Source organism: Paraburkholderia sp. GAS41 (genome assembly GCF_050436545.1).
Lineage (GTDB): Bacteria > Pseudomonadota > Gammaproteobacteria > Burkholderiales > Burkholderiaceae > Paraburkholderia.
Window position 1 is genome coordinate 191,332 of the sequence record NZ_JBNDMK010000006.1, and the last position, 23,509, is coordinate 214,840.

Annotated in this window: 15 protein-coding genes; 4 read left to right on the plus strand and 11 right to left on the minus strand. The window is 62.9% G+C overall.

Features of this window, described 5'->3' with window-relative positions:
• Positions 1 to 33 precede the first annotated feature (33 nt).
• Complete coding sequence (locus P3T43_RS11735; protein WP_429281206.1) at positions 34 to 2,895, minus strand: 2-oxoglutarate dehydrogenase E1 component; 2,862 nt, start codon at positions 2,893 to 2,895, stop codon at positions 34 to 36.
• 329 nt (positions 2,896 to 3,224) lie between these two features.
• Entirely contained in the window at positions 3,225 to 5,051 is a 1,827-nt protein-coding gene (typA, locus tag P3T43_RS11740; protein WP_074298166.1) for a translational GTPase TypA, read from the minus strand.
• A 384-nt stretch (positions 5,052 to 5,435) separates the two neighbouring features.
• On the opposite strand from typA, the gene P3T43_RS11745 reads away from it, so the two are divergent.
• From P3T43_RS11745 to P3T43_RS11760, 4 genes are read left to right on the plus strand one after another with little or no spacing between them, the layout of a single operon-like run.
• Positions 5,436 to 5,957, plus strand: a complete 522-nt coding sequence (locus P3T43_RS11745) for a MarR family winged helix-turn-helix transcriptional regulator (RefSeq protein WP_429281207.1) — start codon at positions 5,436 to 5,438, stop codon at positions 5,955 to 5,957.
• Positions 5,958 to 6,009: 52 nt separating this feature from the next.
• The gene (locus P3T43_RS11750) at positions 6,010 to 7,542 is read left to right on the plus strand and encodes an efflux transporter outer membrane subunit (protein WP_429281208.1); all 1,533 of its coding nucleotides are present in this window, start codon (positions 6,010 to 6,012) and stop codon (positions 7,540 to 7,542) included.
• 55 nt (positions 7,543 to 7,597) lie between these two features.
• Positions 7,598 to 8,824: an EmrA/EmrK family multidrug efflux transporter periplasmic adaptor subunit gene (locus P3T43_RS11755; protein WP_429281209.1), complete on the plus strand. Its 1,227-nt coding sequence runs from the start codon at positions 7,598 to 7,600 to the stop codon at positions 8,822 to 8,824.
• A gap of 33 nt (positions 8,825 to 8,857) precedes the next feature.
• A complete protein-coding gene (locus tag P3T43_RS11760) occupies positions 8,858 to 10,420 on the plus strand; it encodes a DHA2 family efflux MFS transporter permease subunit (protein ID WP_429281210.1) in 1,563 nt (520 codons plus the stop codon).
• A gap of 155 nt (positions 10,421 to 10,575) precedes the next feature.
• On the opposite strand, the gene truB is transcribed toward P3T43_RS11760, so the two are convergent.
• From truB to P3T43_RS11805, 9 genes are all read right to left on the minus strand, one after another.
• Positions 10,576 to 11,511 (minus strand): tRNA pseudouridine(55) synthase TruB, encoded by a 936-nt coding sequence (gene truB / locus P3T43_RS11765; RefSeq protein WP_429281211.1) that lies wholly within the window; start codon positions 11,509 to 11,511, stop codon positions 10,576 to 10,578.
• Between the two features lie 73 nt (positions 11,512 to 11,584).
• On the minus strand, positions 11,585 to 11,950 hold the full coding sequence (gene rbfA / locus P3T43_RS11770) for a 30S ribosome-binding factor RbfA (RefSeq protein ID WP_429281212.1): 366 nt from the start codon (positions 11,948 to 11,950) through the stop codon (positions 11,585 to 11,587).
• A gap of 175 nt (positions 11,951 to 12,125) precedes the next feature.
• Complete coding sequence (gene infB, locus P3T43_RS11775) at positions 12,126 to 15,059, minus strand: translation initiation factor IF-2 (protein WP_429281213.1); 2,934 nt, start codon at positions 15,057 to 15,059, stop codon at positions 12,126 to 12,128.
• A gap of 93 nt (positions 15,060 to 15,152) precedes the next feature.
• Positions 15,153 to 16,628, minus strand: a complete 1,476-nt coding sequence (gene nusA / locus P3T43_RS11780; protein WP_429281214.1) for a transcription termination factor NusA — start codon at positions 16,626 to 16,628, stop codon at positions 15,153 to 15,155.
• On the minus strand, positions 16,625 to 17,083 hold the full coding sequence (gene rimP / locus P3T43_RS11785; RefSeq protein ID WP_144154063.1) for a ribosome maturation factor RimP: 459 nt from the start codon (positions 17,081 to 17,083) through the stop codon (positions 16,625 to 16,627). Before rimP ends, nusA begins: the two co-directional genes overlap by 4 nt.
• A gap of 469 nt (positions 17,084 to 17,552) precedes the next feature.
• On the minus strand, positions 17,553 to 19,403 hold the full coding sequence (gene rluB / locus P3T43_RS11790; protein WP_429281215.1) for a 23S rRNA pseudouridine(2605) synthase RluB: 1,851 nt from the start codon (positions 19,401 to 19,403) through the stop codon (positions 17,553 to 17,555).
• 60 nt (positions 19,404 to 19,463) lie between these two features.
• Positions 19,464 to 20,663: an SMC-Scp complex subunit ScpB gene (scpB, locus tag P3T43_RS11795; protein WP_429281216.1), complete on the minus strand. Its 1,200-nt coding sequence runs from the start codon at positions 20,661 to 20,663 to the stop codon at positions 19,464 to 19,466.
• A gap of 352 nt (positions 20,664 to 21,015) precedes the next feature.
• Positions 21,016 to 22,218, minus strand: a complete 1,203-nt coding sequence (locus tag P3T43_RS11800; protein WP_429281217.1) for a pyridoxal phosphate-dependent aminotransferase — start codon at positions 22,216 to 22,218, stop codon at positions 21,016 to 21,018.
• A 148-nt stretch (positions 22,219 to 22,366) separates the two neighbouring features.
• Positions 22,367 to 23,269 carry a LysR substrate-binding domain-containing protein gene (locus P3T43_RS11805; protein ID WP_429281218.1) on the minus strand — a complete coding sequence of 301 codons (903 nt, stop codon included), beginning with the start codon at positions 23,267 to 23,269 and terminating at the stop codon, positions 22,367 to 22,369.
• Positions 23,270 to 23,509: the final 240 nt, after the last annotated feature.

Sequence of the window (23,509 nt, forward strand, 5' to 3'; positions counted from 1 at the left end):
ACGCTCTGCGCTTTCCCGGTTCGGTTCAAAAAGTTATCTGGCGATCGACGCGCTCTTGAGACGGCCGAATGCACCTTCGATCAGCGCCTTCAGCTGTTCGTAATGCTTCGCGTAGTACCCGACTGCCGGTGAAGCCGAAGCCGGACGACCGCTGTATGCCAGCTTCTGACCGTCCTTCATGCCTTCCTTCAGATGATGCTCGATGTAGAACCATGGGCCCTGATTCTGCGGCTCGTCCTGCACCCAGACCACTTCGGTCGCATTGTCGTACTTCTTCATTTCCGCTTCGAACTGCTTGTGCGCGAACGGATAGAGCTGTTCGATACGGATGATCGCGACGTCGTTTGCCTTGACTTCGCGGCGATGCGCAACGATGTCGTAATACACGCGACCCGAGCAGACGATCACGCGCTTGACCTTCTTCGCTTCGATTGCTTCGTCCACTTCGCCGATGATCGGCTGGAACGCGCCCTTCGCCAGTTCGGACAGATCCGACACGGCTTCCTTGTGACGCAACAGCGACTTCGGCGTAGCGACGATCAGCGGCTTGCGGAACAGGCGGATCATCTGACGGCGCAGCAGGTGGAAAATCTGCGCCGGCGTGGTCGGCTGAACGACCTGCATGTTGTGATCTGCACACATTTGCAGGAAACGTTCGATACGGGTCGACGAATGCTCCGGACCCTGACCTTCGTAGCCGTGCGGCAGCAGCATCGTGAGGCCCGACACGCGGCCCCACTTCACTTCGCCCGACGAGATGAACTGGTCGATCACGACCTGCGCGCCGTTCACGAAGTCGCCGAACTGCGCTTCCCATGCGACGAACGTGTTCGGTTCAGCGGTCGAGTAACCGTATTCGAAGCCGAGCACCGCTTCTTCCGACAGCACCGAGTCGATCACCGTGAACTTCGCCTGACCTTCGGCGATGTTCTGCAGCGGCACGTACGTGCCGTCGTTCCAGCGTTCGCGGTTCTGATCGTGCAGCACCGCGTGACGGTGCGTGAACGTTCCGCGGCCCGAATCCTGACCGGTCAGACGCACGGCGTAGCCCGATGCGACCAGCGACGCGAAGGCCAGATGTTCGCCCATGCCCCAGTCGAGCTTCGCTTCACCGCGACCCATCGCGCGACGGTCGTTGATGACGCGCTCGACCAGCGGGTGAACCTTGAAGTTTTCGGGAACCGTGGTGATACGTTCCGCGAGGCGCTTCAGTTCTGCGAGCGGCACTGCCGTGTCGGCAGCGTCGGTCCACTTGCGGTTCAGGAACGGTACCCAGTCCACCGCGTACTTGCTCTTGTAGTTCGAGAGCACCGGATCGACCGTGTGATGGCCTTCATCCATCGCCTTGCGGTACGCCTTGACGAATTCTTCGCCTTCCGCCGCGGTGATCACGCCTTGTTGCACCAGCTTTTCAGCGTACAGCGCGCGGGTGCCCGGGTGCTTCGCAATCGTCTTGTACATCAGCGGCTGCGTGACCGCCGGCGTGTCCTGCTCGTTGTGGCCGAGCTTGCGGAAGCAGACGATGTCGACGACGACGTCCTTGTGGAACTGCATGCGGAAGTCGATGGCGAGCTGCGTAGCCAGCACGACCGCTTCGGGATCGTCACCGTTCACGTGTAGCACCGGTGCTTCGATCATCTTGACGACGTCCGAGCAGTACAGCGTCGAGCGCGAGTCGCGCGGATCCGACGTGGTGAAGCCGATCTGGTTGTTGATGACGATATGCAGCGTGCCGTGCGTGCCGTACCCACGCGTTTGCGCGAGGTTCAGCGTTTCCATCACGACGCCCTGGCCAGCGAATGCCGCGTCGCCGTGGATCTGCACCGGCAGCACTTGCAGGCCGCTGTCGTCGCCGCGCCGGTCCATCCGCGCCTTGGCCGAACCTTCGACCACCGGGTTGACGATTTCAAGGTGCGACGGGTTGAACGCGAGCGACAGGTGAACCGGGCCGCCTTCGGTCGACACGTCCGACGAGAAACCCTTATGGTACTTGACGTCGCCAGCCGGCAGATCGTCCACGTGCTTGCCTTCGAATTCAGCAAACAGGTCCGCCGGCATCTTGCCGAGCGTATTGACCAGCACGTTCAGACGGCCACGGTGGGCCATGCCGATGACGATTTCCTGCACGCCGCGAGCGCCGCCGTGACGCACGACTTCGTCCATCGAGGCGATGAAGCTTTCGCCGCCTTCCAGCGAGAAGCGCTTCTGGCCGACGTACTTGGTGTGCAGGAAGCGCTCGAGGCCTTCGGCTGCCGTCAGGCGATTGAGAATGTGCTTTTTCTTGTCGTTCGAGAAATTCGGCGTCGAACGGATCGACTCGAGTTTCTCTTTCCACCAGCGCTTCTGTTCCGGGTCGCTGATGTACATATATTCAGCGCCGAGCGTACCGCAGTACGTGTCGCGCAACGCCTTGACGATTTCCCGCAACGATGCGCGCTCGAAACCGAAATACAGGTTGGTCGCGCTGAACTCCTGGTCCATATCGGCTTCGGTGAAGTCGTAGAACGCGGGTTCAAGTTCGGGAATAGCGGGACGTTCGCGGCGCTTCAGGGGGTCGAGATTGGCCCATTGCGAGCCGAGGAAGCGATATGCGCCGATGAGGGACTGCACATAGACCTGCTTGCGCGCGGTAGCGAGATCTTCGCCGCCAGGCGCGGTGCGCGGGATGAAGGCATTGGCCTTGGCCCGTTGCGCAAACGATTCGACGATCGGGCCATGGGCCACGTCGTTAGCACTGCTGCCATCCGATGCAGGAACGTTCTGCAACGCGTCGAAATAGCTGCGCCAGTTCTCGGGCACTGACGCCGGATTGTCGAGATATGCTTCGTACATTTCTTCTACGTACGGAGCATTGCCGCCGAACAGATAGGAGTTCGACTGGAATTGCTTCATCATATTTACGCTCACCTTTCTTCGAGTTTCTCGAGAAATAGCGGGTTACTCAAACCTTCCGCGACACGGCCTGACCGTTTGGCGGATTGCGCGAATCAAGTCTTGCTTGGAAGGACCTTAACTTGCATCCGCGGAAGCATAGCACAGAACAGATACTGCAGATAGCCGGCATAGTGCCGCGAAAGCCTTTCCTGGCGGGCTTTCGCGTACCTTTCCGGGGGCCGCGACGGGCTCTTTCACGCATCCCGAGAATAGTGTTTTACGCGGCCTGAAATAACAAAAGCCGCCCGAAGGCGGCTTTTGTGTTGCATTGCACGATAGAAGCGCGCAGCTTAGTCCACGGCGCCCTTGCGGCTCGCGCTACGACGCTCGTGTTCCTTCAGGTAACGCTTGCGCAGACGGATGGATTGCGGCGTGACTTCAACCAGTTCGTCGTCGTCGATGAACTCTACCGCGTATTCCAGCGACATCTGGATCGGCGGGACAAGGCGCACCGCTTCGTCGGTACCCGACGAACGCACGTTGGTCAACTGCTTACCCTTGATCGGGTTCACGACGAGGTCGTTGTCACGGCTGTGGATGCCGATGATCATGCCTTCGTACAGCGGCTCGCCCGGCGACACGAACATACGGCCGCGATCCTGCAGCTTCCACAGCGCGTAAGCAACGGCCGCACCGTCGTCCTGCGAAATCAGCACGCCATTGCGACGCTCGCCGACCGCGCCGTCCTTGACCGGCTGGTACGAGTCGAACGTATGGCTCATCAGGCCCGTGCCGCGCGTGAGCGTGAGGAATTCCGACTGGAAGCCGATCAGGCCACGCGCCGAAATACGGTACTCGAGACGCGTACGGCCACGACCGTCCGACGCCATGTCGAGCATTTCACCCTTGCGGCGGCCCAGCTCTTCCATCACGCCACCCTGGTGGCCGTCTTCCATGTCGACGGTCAGGTTTTCGTACGGCTCGTGCTTCACGCCGTCGATTTCCTGCATCACCACGCGCGGACGCGACACGGCCAACTCGTAACCTTCACGGCGCATGTTTTCCACGAGAATGGTCAGGTGCAGCTCGCCGCGGCCCGCCACTTCGAACGTGGTTTCGTCGCCCGTTTCTTTCACGCGCAGCGCGACGTTATGGTTCAGTTCCTTGAACAGACGGTCGCGGATCTGACGGCTCGTCACGAACTTGCCTTCACGGCCGGCCAGCGGCGACGAATTCACGAGGAAGTTCATCGTCAGGGTCGGTTCGTCGACGGTAATCATGGGCAGCGCTTCCGGCTGTTCCGGTGCGCAGATGGTCACGCCAATGCCGATTTCCTCGATACCGTTGATCAGCACGATGTCGCCAGCTTCGGCGCTGTCCACCTGGACGCGCTCGAGGCCCTTGAACGACAGCACCTGGTTGATCTTGCGGTTCAGGATCGCGCCGTCCGGGCCCGAACGCACAGCCACGGCCATGCCCGGCTTGATACGGCCACGCGTGATGCGGCCCACGCCGATACGGCCGACGTACGACGAATAGTCGAGCGACGTGATCTGCAATTGCAGCGGCGCTTCCGGATCGGCCGGGCGAACCGGCACGTGTTGCAGCACGGCCTCGAACAGCGGACGCATGTCGCCTTCGCGCACGTCCGCGGTCAAACCTGCGTAACCATTGAGACCCGATGCGTAGACGATCGGGAAGTCGAGCTGTTCGTCCGTTGCGCCCAGCTTGTCGAACAGGTCGAAAGTCTGGTTGATCACCCAGTCGATCCGCGCGCCCGGGCGGTCGACCTTATTGATCACCACGATCGGCTTCAGGCCGAGCGCCAGCGCTTTCTTGGTCACGAAGCGCGTTTGCGGCATCGGGCCTTCCACGGCGTCGACGAGCAGCAGCACCGAGTCGACCATCGACAGCACGCGCTCCACTTCACCGCCGAAGTCGGCGTGGCCCGGCGTGTCGACGATGTTGATGTGCGTACCTTCGTATTCGACCGCGCAGTTCTTCGAGAGGATCGTGATGCCACGTTCCTTTTCGATGTCGTTCGAGTCCATCACGCGCTCGACAACCTGCTGGTTGTCGCGGAACGTGGCAGTCTGACGGAGCAGCTGGTCGACGAGTGTAGTCTTGCCGTGGTCGACGTGGGCAATAATGGCGATGTTGCGTAGGGCGCGAGTCATAGGAGCCTGGAGACAGTTGAGTGCGCCAGCTGCAGCATTGTGTACAAAACCAACAAAGCCCAAAGCGCACTTTTGGGAACCCAATATTGTAGCACGCGCAGATTAAGAGTCTCTGGTATTCCCTAACTCACCGTCATTCTCTCCAGCGCGCACCGTCCGCGGCGCACTCTCCGCCTGACAGATTTCCCTTTCAATTCGTCACAACAAAATGCCCCAATGGGCCCGCGCCCTCGGCCTTCGCGGCCCGAGTCTTTCACAACCGCGCGGGCTTTTGAATAGCCCGAGCCGATAAAGACCCTTTCCGCCCATGCAATAACGCTTGCCGCGTCAACTAACGCGCCCCTATAATCCTGCCTAGTCAACCATTGCAAACGCATGAGAATCATGACGAATCAGACCCCTACGCCATTGCCGGAAATCAGTGCCTACCAGCTAGGCGAAAGCGTCGGCTATCTGATTTCGCGCACCAAATCGACCATGTCGAATCTGATCACCCAGCGCACCATGGCCGAGCTGGGCATCACCAGTCAGCAAGCCAGCATCCTGTTCATGGTGGCGAGCGGCAAGTGCCTGCTGGCGGCGGAACTGGCCCGCGAGTACGGCATCGACGCCAGCGCCGTCACCCGCCTGGTGGACCGGCTGGAGAAACGCGGCCTGCTGACCCGGGTGCGCAGCGACGAAGACCGGCGGGTCGTGCGGCTCGCCTTGACGCCCGAAGGCCAGAGCATCGCGATCCGCATGCCGGCCATTTTCAACGGTGTGATCGACAACCTGCTGGCCGGCTTCACGCCGGAAGAAGTGGGTTTTCTGAAGAGCATGCTGCGCCGCGTGCTGACCAATAGCGGCTGCGATCTATCGGGCATAACCCGTGACGCGACAAGCAATAGCGACGGTAAATCGTCATAAGCTGTTCGCAGCGTCCATCATTACAATTTACTGACACCCAAAGAGTCGAGCGATGAAATCCCTTTCCTTGTCCGCGCCCGCGGTGTCGTGCCGGGCCGCTGTCACCGTCGCGGTGGCGGCGCTTGCCCTCACGGGGTGCGCGAACTACAGCGGTATCAAGAGCGACAAGCAGATGTCGGCGCCGGCGCAGTACGAGTCCAGCCAGAGCGTGCCGTCGCAGGGCGGTCAGTGGCCGTCGCTCGACTGGGCCAATCAGTTCGGCGACCCGCAACTGCCGCAGCTGATCGCAGAGGCGCTGGAAGGCAGCCCGTCGATCGCCCAGGCGCAGGCGCGCATCGCCAAGGCGTCGTCGTACATCGAAAGTTCGCGCTCGGCGCTCTATCCGAAGGTCAATGGCAGCTACTCGTGGAATCGCGAGATGTTCTCGGCCAACTCGATCTATCCGCCGCCCTACGGCGGCACCTGGTATAGCGAGAACAACGTGCTGGCCAGCGCGTCGTGGGATCTCGACCTGTGGGGCAAGAACCGTCAGCGGCTTGGCCAGGCGGTGTCGCAGGAAAAAGCGGCTGAAGCGGACCTGCAGCAGGCGCGCGTCACGCTCGCGGCGGCGGTCGCCAGCACCTATAACCAGCTCGCGCAGTTGTACGCGCTGCGCGACATCGCCGCGCGTGAAATCGCCAATCGTCAGGATATTGGGCGGATCACGAATGGGCGCGTTGTCGCCGGCCTCGATACCAACGTCGAGCGGCAGACGGCGAACGGCAACATTGCCACGAGCCAGGCCAACGTGACCGACCTCGACGGTCAGATCACCACCGTGCGGTATCAGCTCGGCGCGCTGCTCGGCAAGGGTCCGGATCGTGGGCTGCAGATCGCCAAGCCAGTCCTGACGACTGGCAACACCGTCACGCTGCCGGATAACGTACCGGCCGATCTGGTGTCACGCCGCCCGGATATCGTGGCAGCACGCTGGCAGGTCGAAGCCGAGCTGCACGACGTAAAGGAAGCCAAGGCGGAATTCTTCCCGGACGTCAATCTCTCGGCCGGCTTCGGCTTCGATGCGTTCGGCTGGGGCCGATTCCTCACTGCGTCGAGCCGCCAGATGCAGTTCGGGCCGGCCGTCCACCTGCCGCTCTTCGATGCGGGCGCCTTGCGCTCGCAACTGAAAGGCCGCTATGCCGACTTCGACCTCGATGTCGCGAACTACAACCAGACGCTGATCAACGCGCTGTCGGACGTGGCCACGCAAGTTGCGACGATCCGCTCAATCGACCTGCAGTCGGGCGACGCCCAGCGCGCGCTCGACGCATCGACCAAGGCGTACCAACTGGCGGTGATCCGCTATAAAGCCGGCCTGTCGGAGCAATTGCAGGTGCTCAATGCCGACCAGAACCGTCTTGCCGCCGAGCAGACGGTGACGAATCTGAAGATGCGACGCCGTGACATGCAGATTGGCCTGATCAAGGCGCTTGGCGGCGGTTTCGAAGCCACGCAAAGCGGCCTCGCCGTGCCGCCGAACGACGGCGCGGCCAACGCCCCGACCGCCGTGTCGGCCGCACCCGCGGCGCAGGCTGCAGCGAACTGAATCCGAATGCCCACCCGAATAAACGAAGCAGATTGAGAGAATACGGAGCATATCAATGAGCACCCCCCAGCAACCTGCCGCCAGCGCACAACCGGCGAACAACGGCAAACGCAAGCGCATGATGACGCTGCTCGTCATCGTGATCCTGATCGCCGCGATCGCCTACGGGCTGTACTACTTCCTGGTTGCGCGCTTCCACGAGTCGACTGACGACGCGTACGTGAACGGCAACGTGGTGCAGATCACGCCGCAGGTGACCGGCACGGTCATCGCGGTCAACGCCGACGATACCCAGACGGTCAAGGCCGGCGACCCGGTCGTCGTGCTCGATCCGGCGGATGCCCGCGTCGCGCTGCAACAGTCCGAGGCCAATCTCGGCCAGGTGGTGCGCCAGGTGCGCGGCCTGTTCGCCGACGACAACCAGTACCAGGCTCAGGTGGAAGTCCGCGAGGCGGATTTGTCGCGCGCCCAGGACGACCTGCGCCGCCGCATGATGATCGCCCAGACCGGCGCCGTCTCGCAGGAGGAAATCTCCCACGCGCGTGACGCCGTGAAGAGCGCGCAAGCCGCCCTCGACGCCGCCAAACAGCAGCTCGCCTCGAACCGCGCGTTGACCGCCAACACCACGATTGCCGACCATCCGAACGTGGAAGCCGCCGCCGCCAAGGTCCGCGACGCCTATCTGGCGAACGCCCGCAACACGCTGCCGGCGCCAGTCACCGGCTACGTCGCGAAGCGCTCGGTGCAGGTTGGCCAGCGCGTCTCGCCGGGCAACCCGCTGATGGCGATCGTGCCGCTGAACGGCGTGTGGGTCGACGCGAACTTCAAGGAAGTGCAACTGAAGCACATGCGCATCGGCCAGCCGGTCGAACTGACCGCCGACGTGTACGGTTCGTCGGTCGTGTTTCACGGCAAGGTGGTGGGCTTCTCCGCCGGCACGGGGTCGGCCTTCTCGCTGCTGCCGGCGCAGAACGCGACGGGCAACTGGATCAAGGTCGTGCAGCGTCTGCCGGCGCGGATCCAGCTCGATCCGCAAGAGCTCGCCAAGCATCCGCTGCGCATTGGCCTTTCCATGAACGTCGACGTCAGCATCAAGGACGAAAACGGCGGCCAACTGGGCGACGCACAGAACACGATCTATCAGACCAACGTATTCGACAAGTACGGCGACGAGGCCGATGCCGAAATCGCCCGCATCATTGCGGAAAACGCAGGTCCGAGCGGCGGCGCGCAACGATCGGTTGCCGCCCATGACACGAAGGCTCCTGCCAAGGCGATGTAAAGCTGCGCCACGTACTAACAAGGTTTCCAATACATGGCTCAGGCTCAAGCGCAAATCCCTCATCCTCCGTTAGAGGGGGCGAAGCTGGTAATCGGCACCATCGCGGTGTCACTCGCCGTTTTCATGAACGTGCTCGACACCTCGATTGCGAACGTGTCGATTCCGTCCATCTCCGGAGACCTCGGCGTTTCGTCGGACCAGGGCACGTGGGTGATTACCTCGTTCGCCGTGGCGAACGCGATCTCCGTGCCGCTGACCGGCTGGCTCACCGAGCGCATCGGCCAGGTGCGCCTGTTCATGGCGTCGATCATCCTGTTCGTGATCTCGTCGTGGATGTGCGGCCTCGCGCCCACGCTGCCCTTCCTGCTCGCCTCACGCGTGCTGCAAGGCGCGGTGGCCGGCCCGATGATTCCGCTGTCGCAGACCCTGCTGCTCGCCAGCTACCCGCGCGCAAAAGCGCCCATGGCGCTTTCGATGTGGGCCATGACCACGCTGATCGCGCCGGTGGCCGGACCGATTCTGGGCGGCTGGATCTCGGACAACATCTCATGGCCGTGGATTTTCTACGTCAACATTCCGGTCGGCACGGTCGCCGCGATTGCCACGTGGACGATCTTCCGCAATCGCGATTCGGTGATCCGCAAAACGCCGATCGACGGCGTGGGGCTCGCCTTGCTGATTATCTGGGTGGGCTCGCTGCAGGTCATGCTCGACAAGGGTAAAGACCTCGACTGGTTCGCCTCGACCACGGTCGTGGTGCTGGCGCTGACCGCGGTGATTGCGCTGGCGTTTTTCATCGTCTGGGAACTGACTGCGGAGCATCCGGTGGTGGATCTGTCGCTCTTCAGCAAGCGGAACTTCACGGGGGGGACGGTGGCGTTGTCGATCGGCTACGGACTTTATTTCGGCAACCTCGTGTTATTGCCGCTGTGGCTGCAAACCGACCTGGGGTACACGGCCACCAACGCCGGTCTCGTGATGGCGCCGGTCGGCTTTTTCGCGGTGCTGCTCTCGCCGATCACCGGCAAGATCCTGCCACGCACCGATCCGCGCTACATCGCCACCGCCTCGTTCCTCGTGTTCGCGCTGTGTTTCTGGATGCGTTCGCGCTATACGACCGGCGTCGATACCTATTCACTGCTGGTTCCCACGCTGATCCAGGGTATCGGCATGGCTGGCTTCTTCATTCCGCTGGTGTCGATCACACTGTCGGGCTTGCCGGGCAACCGCATTCCGGCCGCATCGGGATTGTCCAACTTCGTGCGGATCATGTGCGGGGGGATCGGCACATCGATTTTCCAGACTGCCTGGGATCACCGCACGATCCTGCACCACGCGCAATTGACCGCGCAGGCCAATCCATATAACCCGGCGTTCGATCAGTCGATGCGTCAGATGGGCGCGGCCGGCTTCAGTCAGCCGCAAGCGTATGGTCTGTTCAACAACATGGTGTCGCAGCAGGCGGCGCAGTTGGGCGTGAACGATCTGTTCTTCATCTCGGCGGGGATCTTCGTCGCGTTGATTGCGCTGATCTGGATCACGAGACCCGAGCGCGCCGGCGGCGATGCGGGAGCGGCAGCGGCGGCCGCGCATTGATGCGTGGACGTGTCGGATTGACGATACGGGTTGATCTGGGACGTTAACGCGCTGTCTTCGGATAAGGCTCGGAGCAAAGAAAAAGGCGAGACCGCTGTGATGCGGTCCCGCCTTTTTTGTGTCTTTCTGCCTTCTGCGTGTGCCTGCGGCGTGCTTCAGCTTTCGGCGGTCACCACCAGGCGTTCCGGCGCGAGCACGCCATCGCCCAGCTTCGCGACACCTAGCAATCGACCCGCCGCGGCATAGACGCGCACGCGCTCGGCTTCCGCTGCCTCATCGCTCAACGTGAGATCCGCAAGGCGTAACCGCTGACCGTGCAAAAACCGCCGCGTCGCGTCGGCATCGAGTTCCACCAACGGAAAGGTCGACAGCAACGCGTCGACCGGCTGCAGCCACTGATCGCGCTCGGTATCCGCGGCGTCGGACAGTGCATCGAGCGTCACCGCATTTTCCAGCGTCAACGCGCCGACACCCGTGCGCCGCAACGCCACCAGATGCGCGCCGCAACCGAGCGCTTCGCCTATATCCTCAGCCAGCGTGCGCACGTACGTCCCTTTGCTGCAGGTCACGCGAAACGTGACATCGGGCAACGCGCAGGCCAGCAGTTCGAGCACATGAATCGTCACCGGCCGCCCTTCCCGCTCCACCACCTGGCCGGCCCGCGCGTACTCATACAAGGGCTTGCCGTCGCGCTTGAGCGCGGAATACATGGGCGGCACCTGCACGATATCGCCGCGAAAACGCGCCATGGCAGCAAGCACCGCCGGCTCGTCGCAGGTGACTTCCCGCGTCTCGATCGCCTCGCCTTCGGCGTCGCCGGTCGCCGTGCGGATCCCGAGGCGCATGGTGGCCTCATAAGTCTTGTCGGCTTCGAGCAGATCCTGCGAGAACTTGGTCGCCTCACCAAAGCACAGCGGCAGCAAACCAGAAGCGAGCGGATCGAGCGTGCCGGTATGGCCGGCTTTCTTCGCCAGATAGAGACGCTTGGCCCGAATCAGCGCGTCGTTGCTCGACAGCCCAATGGGCTTGTCGAGCAGCAACACGCCGTCGAGCACGCGACGCGGCACGCGAGGCCGTTGAGGTGCAGTCATGTCAGGAAAATGAGGGCAAACGGTGAATCAGCAACGCAGGTATCCATTGGCGCGAAAGCACGCGTGAAGGAAATCAGTCTTCTTTCGCGCGACTGGCGTTTGCCTCGTCGATCAGACGCGACATCTCGACGGCCTGTTCGATCGTCTTGTCGTAGTGGAAATGCAGCGTCGGCACCGTATGGATATGCAGGCGCTTGAACAACTGGTTGTGCAGGTGACCAGCTGCGTGCGTCAGCGCTTCCAGCGTCTGCTGCGGGTCGCCCGTCAGCGTGGTGAAGTAGACCTTGGCGTGCGCGTAGTCCGGCGTCAGTTCGACGCTCTGGATCGTGACGATACCAATGCGCGGGTCTTTGACCTCGCGCAACAGATCGGACAGGTCGCGCTGGATCTGATCGGCGATCTGCACGTTGCGATTGGGGGAAGAACGTTTCTTAGGCATGGTGAATCCGTAATCCGCTCTGGCGGATAGCAATGAGGTTCGCGTCGCGGCAAACGCGGCAATGACTGGCCGCGCGCAGACGCGAGCACGAACGAGCACAAGCGGCTGGCACAAAAACAAGGGGCGGAGCGAGGCGCCAAGCGCCCGCCCCGCCCCTTTCAGCGTTACGCCTGAATTACAGCGAACGCGCGACTTCGGTCACTTCGAAGACTTCGAACTGATCGCCTTCGATGATGTCGTTGAAGTTCTTGATCGACATACCGCATTCGAAGCCCTGACGGACTTCCTTGACGTCGTCCTTGAAGCGCTTGAGCGAATCGAGCTCGCCCGTGTGAATCACGACGTTGTTGCGCAGCACGCGCACCGACGACGAGCGCTTGACGAAACCGTCCGTCACCATACAGCCGGCCACTGCGCCCACCTTCGGTACCTTGAAGACCTGACGCACTTCGACCATGCCGGTGACCACTTCGCGTTTCTCCGGCGGCAGCATGCCCGACATCGCAGCCTTCACTTCATCCACAGCGTCATAGATGATGTTGTAGTAGCGAATATCGATACCGTTGGATTCCGCCAGCTTGCGCGCCTGGGCATCCGCACGGGTGTTGAAGCCGATGATGACCGCCTTCGAAGCCGTTGCCAGGTTGACGTCGTTTTCGCTGATGCCGCCCACCGCGCCGTGCACGATCTGCACGCGCACTTCGTCGGTCGAAAGCTTTTGCAGCGATTGCACCAGCGCTTCCTGCGAGCCTTGCACGTCGGCCTTGACGATAAGCGGCAGATACTGCACTTCGCCTTCGGTCATCTGCTCCAGCATGTTCTCGAGCTTGGCGGCCTGTTGCTTGGCCAGCTTCACATCGCGGAACTTGCCTTGACGGAACAGTGCGACTTCACGCGCCTTGCGATCGTCCGGCATGACGATGACTTCTTCGCCCGCTTGCGGCACTTCCGACAAACCTTGAATCTCGACCGGGATCGACGGGCCGGCCGACTTGGTCGGCTTGCCGGTTTCGTCGAGCATGGCACGCACGCGGCCATACGCGCTACCTGCCAGCACCACGTCGCCGCGGTTCAGCGTACCCGACTGGACCAGGATCGTTGCAACCGGACCCTTACCCTTATCGAGCTTCGCTTCAATGACCAGACCCTTGGCCGGTGCGTCGACCGGCGCCTTCAGTTCCAGCACTTCGGCCTGCAGCAGCACGTTTTCGAGCAGATCGTCGATGCCCGCGCCGGTCTTTGCCGACACCGGCACGAACGGCGATTCGCCACCGTACTCTTCCGGCACGACGCCTTCGGCGACGAGTTCCTGCTTCACACGGTCCAGATTCGCATCCGGCTTGTCGATCTTGTTGATGGCGACGACGAGCGGCACGCCGCCTGCCTTCGCGTGGGCGATCGCTTCCTTCGTCTGCGGCATCACGCCGTCGTCGGCTGCGACCACCAGAATCACGATGTCCGTTGCCTTGGCACCGCGAGCACGCATGGCCGTAAAGGCCTCGTGACCCGGCGTATCCAGGAACGTGATCACGCCGCGCGGCGTTTCGACGTGGTAAGCGCCGATGTGCTGCGTAATCCCGCCCGCTTCACCGGCCGCCACCTTGGCGCGGCGGATGTAGTCGAGCAGCGACGTCTTGCCGTGGTCGACGTGACCCATCACGGTCACGACCGGCGGACGCGGCAGCGATTCCGCGTCGCTGATTTCGCCTTCCACCAGCATGGCTTCCGGATCGTCCAGCTTGGCCGCAACCGCATGATGGCCCAGTTCCTCGACGATGATCATCGCCGTTTCCTGGTCCAGCATCTGGTTGATCGTGACCATCTGGCCGAGCTTCATCATCGACTTGATGACTTCCGACGCCTTCACGGCCATCTTGTGAGCCAGATCGGCGACCGTAATGGTTTCCGGCACGTGCACTTCACGCACGATCGGTTCGGTCGGTGCCTGGAACGTGGTGTTCTGATCCTGATGCTTGCCGCGACCCTTCGGGCCACCGCGCCAGCCGCGATCGACACCGCCGCTCGTATCGCCACGCGTCTTGATGCCGCGGCGCTTCGCAGCGTCGTCCTGCCAGCCGCCCTTGCCTGCGCCCGGCTTCTTCTTGTCGCCAGCCGACGGTGCCGTGGTGGCGGCCGGTGCTGCCGCTGCCGGCTTCTTCGCCGCCGGACGTGCCGGTGCTGCGCCTTCCGGACGGGCCGGCTTGTGCAGCGTGCCCTTGGCTTCCACAGCCTTGGGCGCTTCAGCGGGCTTGGCCGCCGGCGCCGGTTCCGGCGCCTTGACCTGAGCCTTGCGCGGCGTGTTCATCATCTCGCGAATCGCACGTGCTTCGGCCTCTGCCTTGGCGCGGCGCTTGCTGACTTCTTCCTGCTCGGCACGCGTCTTTTCCGCGGCCTGACGCGCTGCGTCTTCCGCCTTCTTCGCGGCTTCGCGTTGTGCGGCCCGTTCTGCGGCAGCGCGCTCGTCGTCCTGCTCGCTCGCGGCAGCCGGCGCGGCGGCGGGCTGTGCAACCTGCACGACCTGCTCGGCCTTCTTCTGCGCGGCAGCTTCTGCGGCGGCAGCGGCGCGCTTCTTCGCCGCTTCTTCTTCCGCGCGGCGACGCTCGGCTTCAGCAGCCTGTTCGTGCGCCTGGCGCTCTGCCTCTTCGCGCTCGAGCTGTTCCTGACGGGCCTTCAGCTCCTGAGCCTGCTTTTCGAGCAGTTCGGCTTCGTGACGCGCCTCTTCCTCGCGACGCTGAAGTTCCAGGTCGTCCGTTTCGGTGTCGGCCTCAGCCACATGATTCGATGCATCGCCGCCTTCGCCACCCGCTTCATCGCGGCGGACGAACGTGCGCTTCTTGCGCACCTCGACCTGAATGGTACGAGCCTTACCCGTCGCGTCGGATTGCTTGATCTCCGACGTATGCCGTTTCGTCAGCGTGATCTTGCGCTTGTCCGCATCAGTCGAGCCGTGAGACTTGCGCAAGTGGTCGAGCAGACGCGCCTTGTCCGTCTCGGACAGGGTGTCGTCTTCGCTCGCTTTGGTAACGCCTGCCGCCTGCAGCTGCTCAAGCAGCACGCCTGCAGGCATTTTCAGTTCCGCGGCAAATTGGGCTACGTTGTTACTCGCCATTCATTCCTCTTAATGCAAGGACCGATTCCTTGCGGTTAGCATCGTGTCATGCGGCCTGAAGGCCGCTTCAATTTAGTGCGCCATGGTCATTTCTCACTGGAACCAATGTTCACGTGCTTTCATGATCAACGCCTTAGCGGCATCCTCTTCCATCGCGGTCATCTCGACCAGTTCATCTACCGCCAGCTCGGCCAGTTCGTCACGCGTGTGAATCTGGTGTTCCGCCAGCTTTGCGAGCAGGTCGGCGTCGATGCCGTCCAGGCTCTTCAGGTCGAGCGCCACATTTTCGACCTTTTCTTCGTTCGCGATCGCCATCGTCAACAACGCATCGCGTGAGCGATTGCGCAGTTCGTGAACTGTGTCTTCGTCGAACGCTTCGATCTCAAGCATCTCGTTGAGCGGAACGTAAGCGATCTCTTCGAGACTCGTAAAGCCTTCGTCGATCAGGATGTCAGCCACTTCTTCGTCGACATCGAGACGCGCCATGAACAGGTCACGCAGAACACCGCGTTCCTGATTCTGCTTTTGCGCAGATTCGTCCGGCGTCATGATATTGATCTGCCAGCCGGTCAGTTCGCTGGCAAGACGCACGTTCTGGCCGCTGCGGCCGATTGCGACCGCCAGTTCGTTTTCGTCGACGACGACGTCCATCGAATGCTTTTCTTCATCGACGACGATCGATTGCACGGCTGCCGGCGCGAGCGCGCCGATCACAAACTGGGCGGGATCCTCCGACCATAGCACGATGTCGACGTTTTCGCCACCGAGCTCGTTGCGCACGGCCTGCACGCGCGAGCCGCGGATGCCCACGCAGGTGCCGATCGGATCGATGCGCTTGTCGTACGCAATCACGCCGATCTTGGCGCGCACACCCGGATCGCGCGCCGCCGCCTTGATTTCGAGCAGACCCTGCTCGATTTCCGGCACTTCCATCTCGAACAGCTTCATCAGGAACTCAGGCGCCGTACGCGAAAGTTCGATCTGCGGACCGCGAGCGGTGCGATCGACCTTGGCGATGTAAGCGCGCACCCGGTCGCCCACGCGCAGGTTTTCCTTCGGAATCAGCTGGTCACGGCGCAACAGCGCTTCGACCCGGCCCGATTCGACGATGAAGTTACCCTTGTCGAGGCGCTTGACCGTACCGGTCATGATGTTTTCGCCGCGTTCCAGGAAGTCGTTCAGGATCTGCTCGCGTTCGGCGTCGCGCACCTTCTGCAGGATCACCTGCTTGGCGGCCTGCGCGCCGATACGGCCGAATTCGATCGACGGCACCGGTTCTTCGATGTAGTCGTCCAGTTGCGCGTCGGCCTTTTGCTCGCGCGCTTCGAACAGCAGGATTTCCTGATCCGGCTCTTGCAGGCCGGCTTCGTCCGGCACGACTTTCCAGCGCCGGAAGGTTTCATGCTCGCCGCTTTCACGGTCGATTTGGACGCGGATGTCCGCATCTTCTTCGAAGAGTTTCTTGGAGGCCGAAGCGAGAGCCGCTTCGAGCGCGGCAAATACCACGTCTTTGTCGACGTTCTTCTCGCGTGCCAGCGCATCCACCAGCATCAACACTTCGCGACTCATTGTTTGCGGCTCCTAAAGTCAACTTTCGGAACGAGGCGTGCTTTATCGATGTCCGCGAGCGTGAAATCGAGCATCGCGGCGCCTTCCTTCCCTTCAAATTCCAGACCGATCGTTTCGCCTTGCGGAGCATGCAGGATGCCCCGGTACGATTTCCGTCCGTCCAATGGCTTTTTCAATGTAATGGCCACTTCGCTGCCTGCGAAGCGTTCGAAATCCGCCAGCTTTTTGAGCGGACGGTCGAGCCCCGGCGACGATACTTCAAGCCGCTCGTAATCGATATTTTCGACCGTCAGAACGTGCTGGAGCTGACGCGTGACCTTCTCGCAATCTTCGATTGCGATGCCGGCCGGCTGGTCGATGTAGATACACAGCATGCCGCGCCCGGTGCGCTCAAGGTCGACGAGCTCGTAGCCGAGACCCACGACCGTGGTTTCAATCAGTTCCGTCAGTTGCACAGTGCCCTCTAAGATGTTCGCGCGGCAAGCCTGCCGGTTTTACCTGCAAACAACCTGCGGGCCGCGCGCCAAGCCGGCGCACGTTCCTGCTACCCGAGATGCCGAACCACAAACGAAGCGGCAAAAAAAAATGGGCGAAACGCCCATCATCTTATTGCCGGTGGTCGCATCTGAGCCGCACATGAAAAGCCGCACGCCCAGCGACTCTGCGATTGTAGCCATTTTTCGGGACAAACGCAAACCGGCGGAGCGCGCAAAGTACGCATTTCCGCTTGATTTCACTGCAATCTTTCGCGCAGATGGGAGCGTGACGCGCTTGCCGCACACTATCCGCTTCGACTCAAGGGGTTCGATCGGGTTCGGATCTTATCTCTATCCGGCACTGTTTTTCCGCACGCATCGCACGCGGTCCATCCAGTGCCGGTTGAGTCTCGAACGGGCGGCGCCTGTCGCGCTCGCCAGTCGCGATCTAGCGGCCGCGCGAGCGACCGCGCGGAGCGCCGCCGCGATTGGCGCCGGCGTTCGCATTACCGCCGCCAGTGCGGTTCGGGCCGCCGCCACGATTACCGGCTCCCGGCCCGCGGCCACCGCCGCTGCCCGGATTGCCACCGGCGCCTGCGCGTTTGCCGGCGCCGCCTGGCGCGCGATTGCCGTTGCCCGACGGCGCACGATTGCCGTCGACGTCACGTCCACCACGCGACGGGTTCGCGCCGCCACCGCTGCTCATCGGTCCGCTAAAGCCCGTGCTGGCACCGCGGCCCGCGCCACGGCCGTAGCCGCCGGCACCTGCGCCCGCACCGCCGCCCGCCGCGCCGCGCCGCTGACCGCCGCCACGCGGCGGCTGTTGATCGAAACGGCCATGCGACATCAGCACCGGTTCGCGATTGATGAAGCCCATCGAAGTCTGCATTGGATCCGGCTGCTTGCGCTCGGGGGCCGCGCTGCGACCGCCCTTCTCTTCGCTGGTGGCTTTCAGGCCCACCGACGCCATCAGGCTGCGCACCTGATTGTCTTCCAGCTCTTCCCAGCGACCGCGCTTCAGGCCCTTGGGCAGCGAGATCGGGCCGTGACGGGTACGGATCAGGCGGCTCACCATCAGGCCGGCGGCCTCGAACATGCGGCGCACTTCGCGGTTGCGGCCTTCGGCCAGCGCGACGTGATACCAATGGTTGGTGCCCTCGCCGCCGCCATCGCGGATGCGCAGGAAATTCGCCGGACCGTCTTCCAGCTCGACGCCGTGCAGCAGCTTCTGACGCATCCCTTCGGCCAGCTCACCGACCACGCGGACTGCGTATTCACGCTCGACGCTGTAGCGCGGATGCATGAAGCGGTTCGCCAGATCGCCCGAGGTTGTCAGCATCAGCAGACCTTCGGTGTTGAAGTCGAGACGGCCGACTGCGAGCCACTTGGCGGTTTTCATCGGCGGCAGCTTGTCGAACACCGACGGACGACCTTCCGGATCGGCGTGGCTGACGATTTCACCCGTCGGCTTGTGATACAGCAGCACGCGCGGCGGCTTGTTCTGCAGCTTGCGCTTGACCGGCTTGCCGTTGATGCGGACCTGGTCGGTCGGCATGATGCGCTGGCCGATATGCGCCGGTTCGCCGTTGACCGAGACACGGCCCGCGATGATCAGCTCTTCCATATCGCGACGCGATCCCATGCCCGCCTCGGCGAGCACCTTGTGCAGCTTGGGGGCGTCGTCGTCCGGCGACAACACGCGCTTCGGCGCGGCCGGCTTGCCACGACGCAGCATCGGAGCACGCACGCCACCGGTCGTGCTGTTGTCCGCATCGAACGCGGGCGAGGTCACATACGAAAACAGATCTTCCTGGCTGGCATCCGCTGCCGGCGCCGCTACAGCCGGCGCATCGCCACGGCGATTCTGACGCGGCCGGCCGCCTTCACGCTGGCCACCTTCACGTGGCTGGCCATCCTCGCGCGGGCCGCCTTCGCGGTTCGCCGCGCCTTCGCGCCGCGGACCGGCATTGCGGCGCGGACCCTGGCCCTTGGAGCCTGGTTCCTTGCGCGGCATACGGACCTGCGCCACCACTTCACCGTCCGGCGGCGCCTCCGTCACGACCGGCTCGGTCGCGCCTTCCGCACCCTTGTTCTTCGCCCCCGCGCGACGACGCGCGATCAGGCTGCGCGGCCCGCGGCGCAGCCCGCGACGCGGACGCTCTTCCCCCTCAGCGCCTTCAGCTTGCGCCGGGCGATCAGTCTCGCCACCCGGAGCCTGCGAAGTACGCGTTTCGCTGGGACGCGAGGATTGCACGGCGTGCTCGGATTCGGACGAATCGGTGTCGTGGGTATCTGTCAAAACAACCTCAAAATGTCAGGTCGCGCGCGCCCGTTGCGGGCGCGGCAAAAGTTCGTTACGTCAGGCGCTGCGCGACTCGTTTTCGTCGTCGGTCAGTACGCCCGCGTCCTGTGCAGCATCGCGGCGATCCTCAGGATCGCCGTGCGCCACACGTGTCGGGTTCGATTCGATGGCGTACTCCGTACTGCGGAGTTCGCCCGAATCGTGCGCGGGTACTGCGGGATCGGCCTGGGAGACCGGATCCTGATCTGGTGCAGCGTGAGCGGCGCCTGCGTGACTTGCGGCAGTGTCCGCCTGCGGGCTGGTGTGAGCCTCATCGGCGGCGTCACCGGACTCGCCCGTCACGCCACTGAATTCCTTTGCTGCCGGCGTGCCTGCTTCTTCCTCGTGACCCGCTGCGGTGTCAGAAGGTTCGGCAAATGCCGGCGCGACAGTGTCATGGGCGCTGTTCAAAGCCGCTGCAACGGGCTGTTCGACGGCCTCTGATGCATCGCCTGCTTGTTCTGCTGCCGGAACCGCTGTAGAGGCTTCCACCGCCGCCTCTGCCACCGTTTCATCTGAGGCTTCGACCGCCGCCTCTGTCGCCGCTTCGGCAGAGGCTTCGACGGTCAGGTCTTCAGCTGTTTCTTCATTCACCCCGGTATCGGCGTCGCTGGCAGCAACCTCCGCTTGGTCGCCGTCGCCCTGCGCGACAGCGTCGGGAAACTCGATCGCATGCTGGCCGAGCAGATCGGCGTTCAACTGCGCCGACGGATCGTCCAGCGGCGGCAATTCGTCGAGCGCCGTCAAGCCCAGGTCGTCGAGAAACTGTCGGGTGGTCGCATACAGCGCGGGACGACCCGGCACGTCGCGATGGCCGATCACTTCAATCCAGCCCCGATCCTCGAGTTGCTTCACAACCTGCGTGTTCACGGTCACGCCGCGAATCTCTTCGATATCGCCGCGCGTGACAGGTTGCCGATACGCAATAATCGCCAACGTCTCAAGAACCGCGCGCGAATATTTCGGCGGTTTCTCGGGATGCAGACGATCGAGATACGAACGCATCGCAGGCTTACTCTGAAAACGCCAACCCGATGCCAGCCCGACCAGCTCCACACCTCGTCCAGACCAGTCCCGCTTCAGGTCTTCGAGCAACGTGCGAACCGTATCTGCCGACACGCCGTCGGCAAAGAGCTTGCGCAGATCACCGAGCTTTAGAGGCTCCTGCGCACAGATCAAGGCAGTCTCGAGGACGATCTTCGCCTCTTGGGTATTCATGCAGCTAGGTCAGACCCTGTGGTCAAAGAACCGGATCAAACAGACGATTTGGAACTGAAGACGCGCTCGCCCGATTCTGATCGGTCATATTGATGGGAGCACGCACCGGGGGGAGGCGAAACAGGCAATCGAGCCAAACCCAGCCGGACGGAGCAGCGATATTCCTGAAAGGAATCGCGTGACTGAACGCCATATTACGCAAAAACATTCAGTGCGTAAAGACGAAATCCTTACAACGGCTGCTTTTCATCCCGGCTTGTTATCCTTTTTAGCGCTTTGTGGGCAGCGACGTGCAAAACCCGTGAAAAACAAAGGCCGGAGCGCCGCTCCGCCAAACGGCGTAACGGTGGCTTCAGCCTGTGGCATGCCGGCCAAGATACGTCTGAAGCCGCGCGACGCCTGCGTCGAGCCGGGCCGTGTCGCAGGCGTAGCACCAGCGCACGAAGCCCTCGCCCTCCGCACCAAACGCGCTACCGGGCGCGATGCCGAGCCCCACTTCACGCACCAGCGCCTTGCACAAGGCGAGGCTCTGCGCGGCGCCGGGCAGCGCAAAGAACAGGTACATCGCACCGGGTGGCGCTTTCACATCGACACCCGGCAGCGCGGCCAAGGCACGTACCAGGTAATCGCGCGAGGCCTTCAGGTCGGCCACGAGTTGTCCGGTGAACGATTCGCCCTGCTGCACAGCGGCGACGCCCGCTTGCTGTACAAACGCGGGCGCACACGAGGTGTTGTATTCGACCAGCTTGCCCAGATCGTCCATCAGCGCAGCGGGCGCCACGATCCAGCCGAGCCGCCAGCCGGTCATCAGCCACGCCTTCGAGAACGAATTGACGCAGATGACGCGCTCGTCGCGCCCAGCCAGATCGAGAAACGAGGGCGCGCTGCGCGCGGTGTCGTCCGCGTAGTACAGGCGTTCGTAGACCTCGTCGGCGACGATCCAGATACCGTGACGACGGCAATGCTCCAGCACGGCGCGTTGCTGGGCGGCGCTCATCACCCAGCCGGTCGGGTTGTTGGGCGAGTTGACCATCAGCAACTTCGTGTCCGGCGTGAGCGCGCCCAACAGGCGCTCGAGGTCGAGCGTCCAGCCCTGCGCCCCATAATCAAGCGCGACGGTTTCGACCTGCGCGCCGAGAATCTTCGGAATCTCGACCAGGTTCGGCCAGAGCGGCGTGACTGCGACCACGCGGTCGCCGGCGCCGGCCACCAGTTGCGCAGCCAGCATCAACGCATTGACCCCGGCGCTCGTGACGGCGACATGGTCGACCGAAGTCGCGCCGTGCAGGTTCGTCACGTAGTCGGCAAGCGCCGCGCGCAGCGGCGCAATGCCGAGGTTGTGGGTGTAGAAGGTGGCGCCCTGCGCCAGCGCCTCGCTTGCTGCGCGACGGATGAATTCCGGCGTCACGCGGTCCGACTCGCCGAACCAGAAAGGCAGCATGTCGTCGACACCAAAGCCAGCGTTCGCGACTTCGCGAATCTGGGAGGGCCGCAGCGCACGGACGGCGTCACGCGCGTTCGGCAAGAGGGGCGTGGGCAAATCGGATTCGCTCATCAAGGGATCCAGGAGAGGTCGGTTCAGGTCGTCAGCTCACAGGGACCAGGAGTGGCGACATCAGGCAGAGCGACAGTTTAGCGTGCCGCACGGCCTGGGGGAGGCGCGCACTGCTCCCCTTCCCAGCTTGTTGTCCCACCCGCCATCGCTACCTTAGATCCTCCGCCCGCCCCGGCAGTTGCCGGATCAACCCCCACACCGCCTCGGCCGCCGGCGATAGCGAACGGTCACGCCGCCGCACCAGTTCGACCGTGCGCTCGGCGCGCGGCACCAGCGGCCGCGCCACCAGCGAGGTATCTGCCGGCAGCGGCAACGCGAGCCACGGCAGCACGCTCACGCCCACACCCGCCTCCACCAGCCCGAACACCGTCGCCGAATGCCCCAGTTCCTGCACCACCGTCGCGCTCACGCCATGCTCGCTCATGACAGCGTCGATGATCGGCCGGCTGCCCGACGCGTGATCGAGCATCACCAGCTGCTGTCCCTCGAGATCCGTCCATGCCACCCGAGATCGGGCTGCCAGCGGATGATCGCTGCGCGACACCACGCAAAACGAGTCCGTCATCAGCGCTTCGCTCAGTAGATCGTCGGCGGAAAACGGACCGATGATGACGCCGAAATCGACCTCGCCCGATTTGACCTTGCGCACCACGTCGCTCTGGACGTCGTCGCGCAATCCCATGGTGATAAACGGAAACTGCCGGCCACAGGTTGCCACCACCCTCGGCATCAGCCGGCAAGCGACGGTGGGACTGGCCGCCACCACCACCCGCCCGCGCCGCTGCTCACCGATTTCGCGAATTTCACGCAAGGCATCGTCGAGATCGCTCAGGAGGCGCGACACACTCGACACAAGATTGCCGCCCACATCGGTCAACTGCACTTCTCGGGTGGTCCGGTCGATCAGCTTCAGGCCAATCTCCGTCTCCAGTTCCCGCACACAGCGGCTTACCGCGGACTGCGTCAGGCCGATTTCGTCGCCAGCACGGCTAAAGCTCTGCAAGCGCGCGACCTCAATGAAAACCCTTAGCTGACGCAGCGTGACATTCATCGCGGTATCTCATCAATAGTGACGTTTCATGATGATTGTATTGTTTCTTCAGGCGCGACACACCTCGGCAATCGTTTCGCTGCGACGCAGCAATAAGGCGCAAACGCACGTTGTGCGGGCCTGATCGCACAAGATTGGTGATTGTCCCGATTTCCGCGACGGCGTTTTTGGATTCTCATACGCCCCTGACTAACGCCCGCGCTGGCCCGACGTTATGGGACTTCGAGGAAATTAATAAAG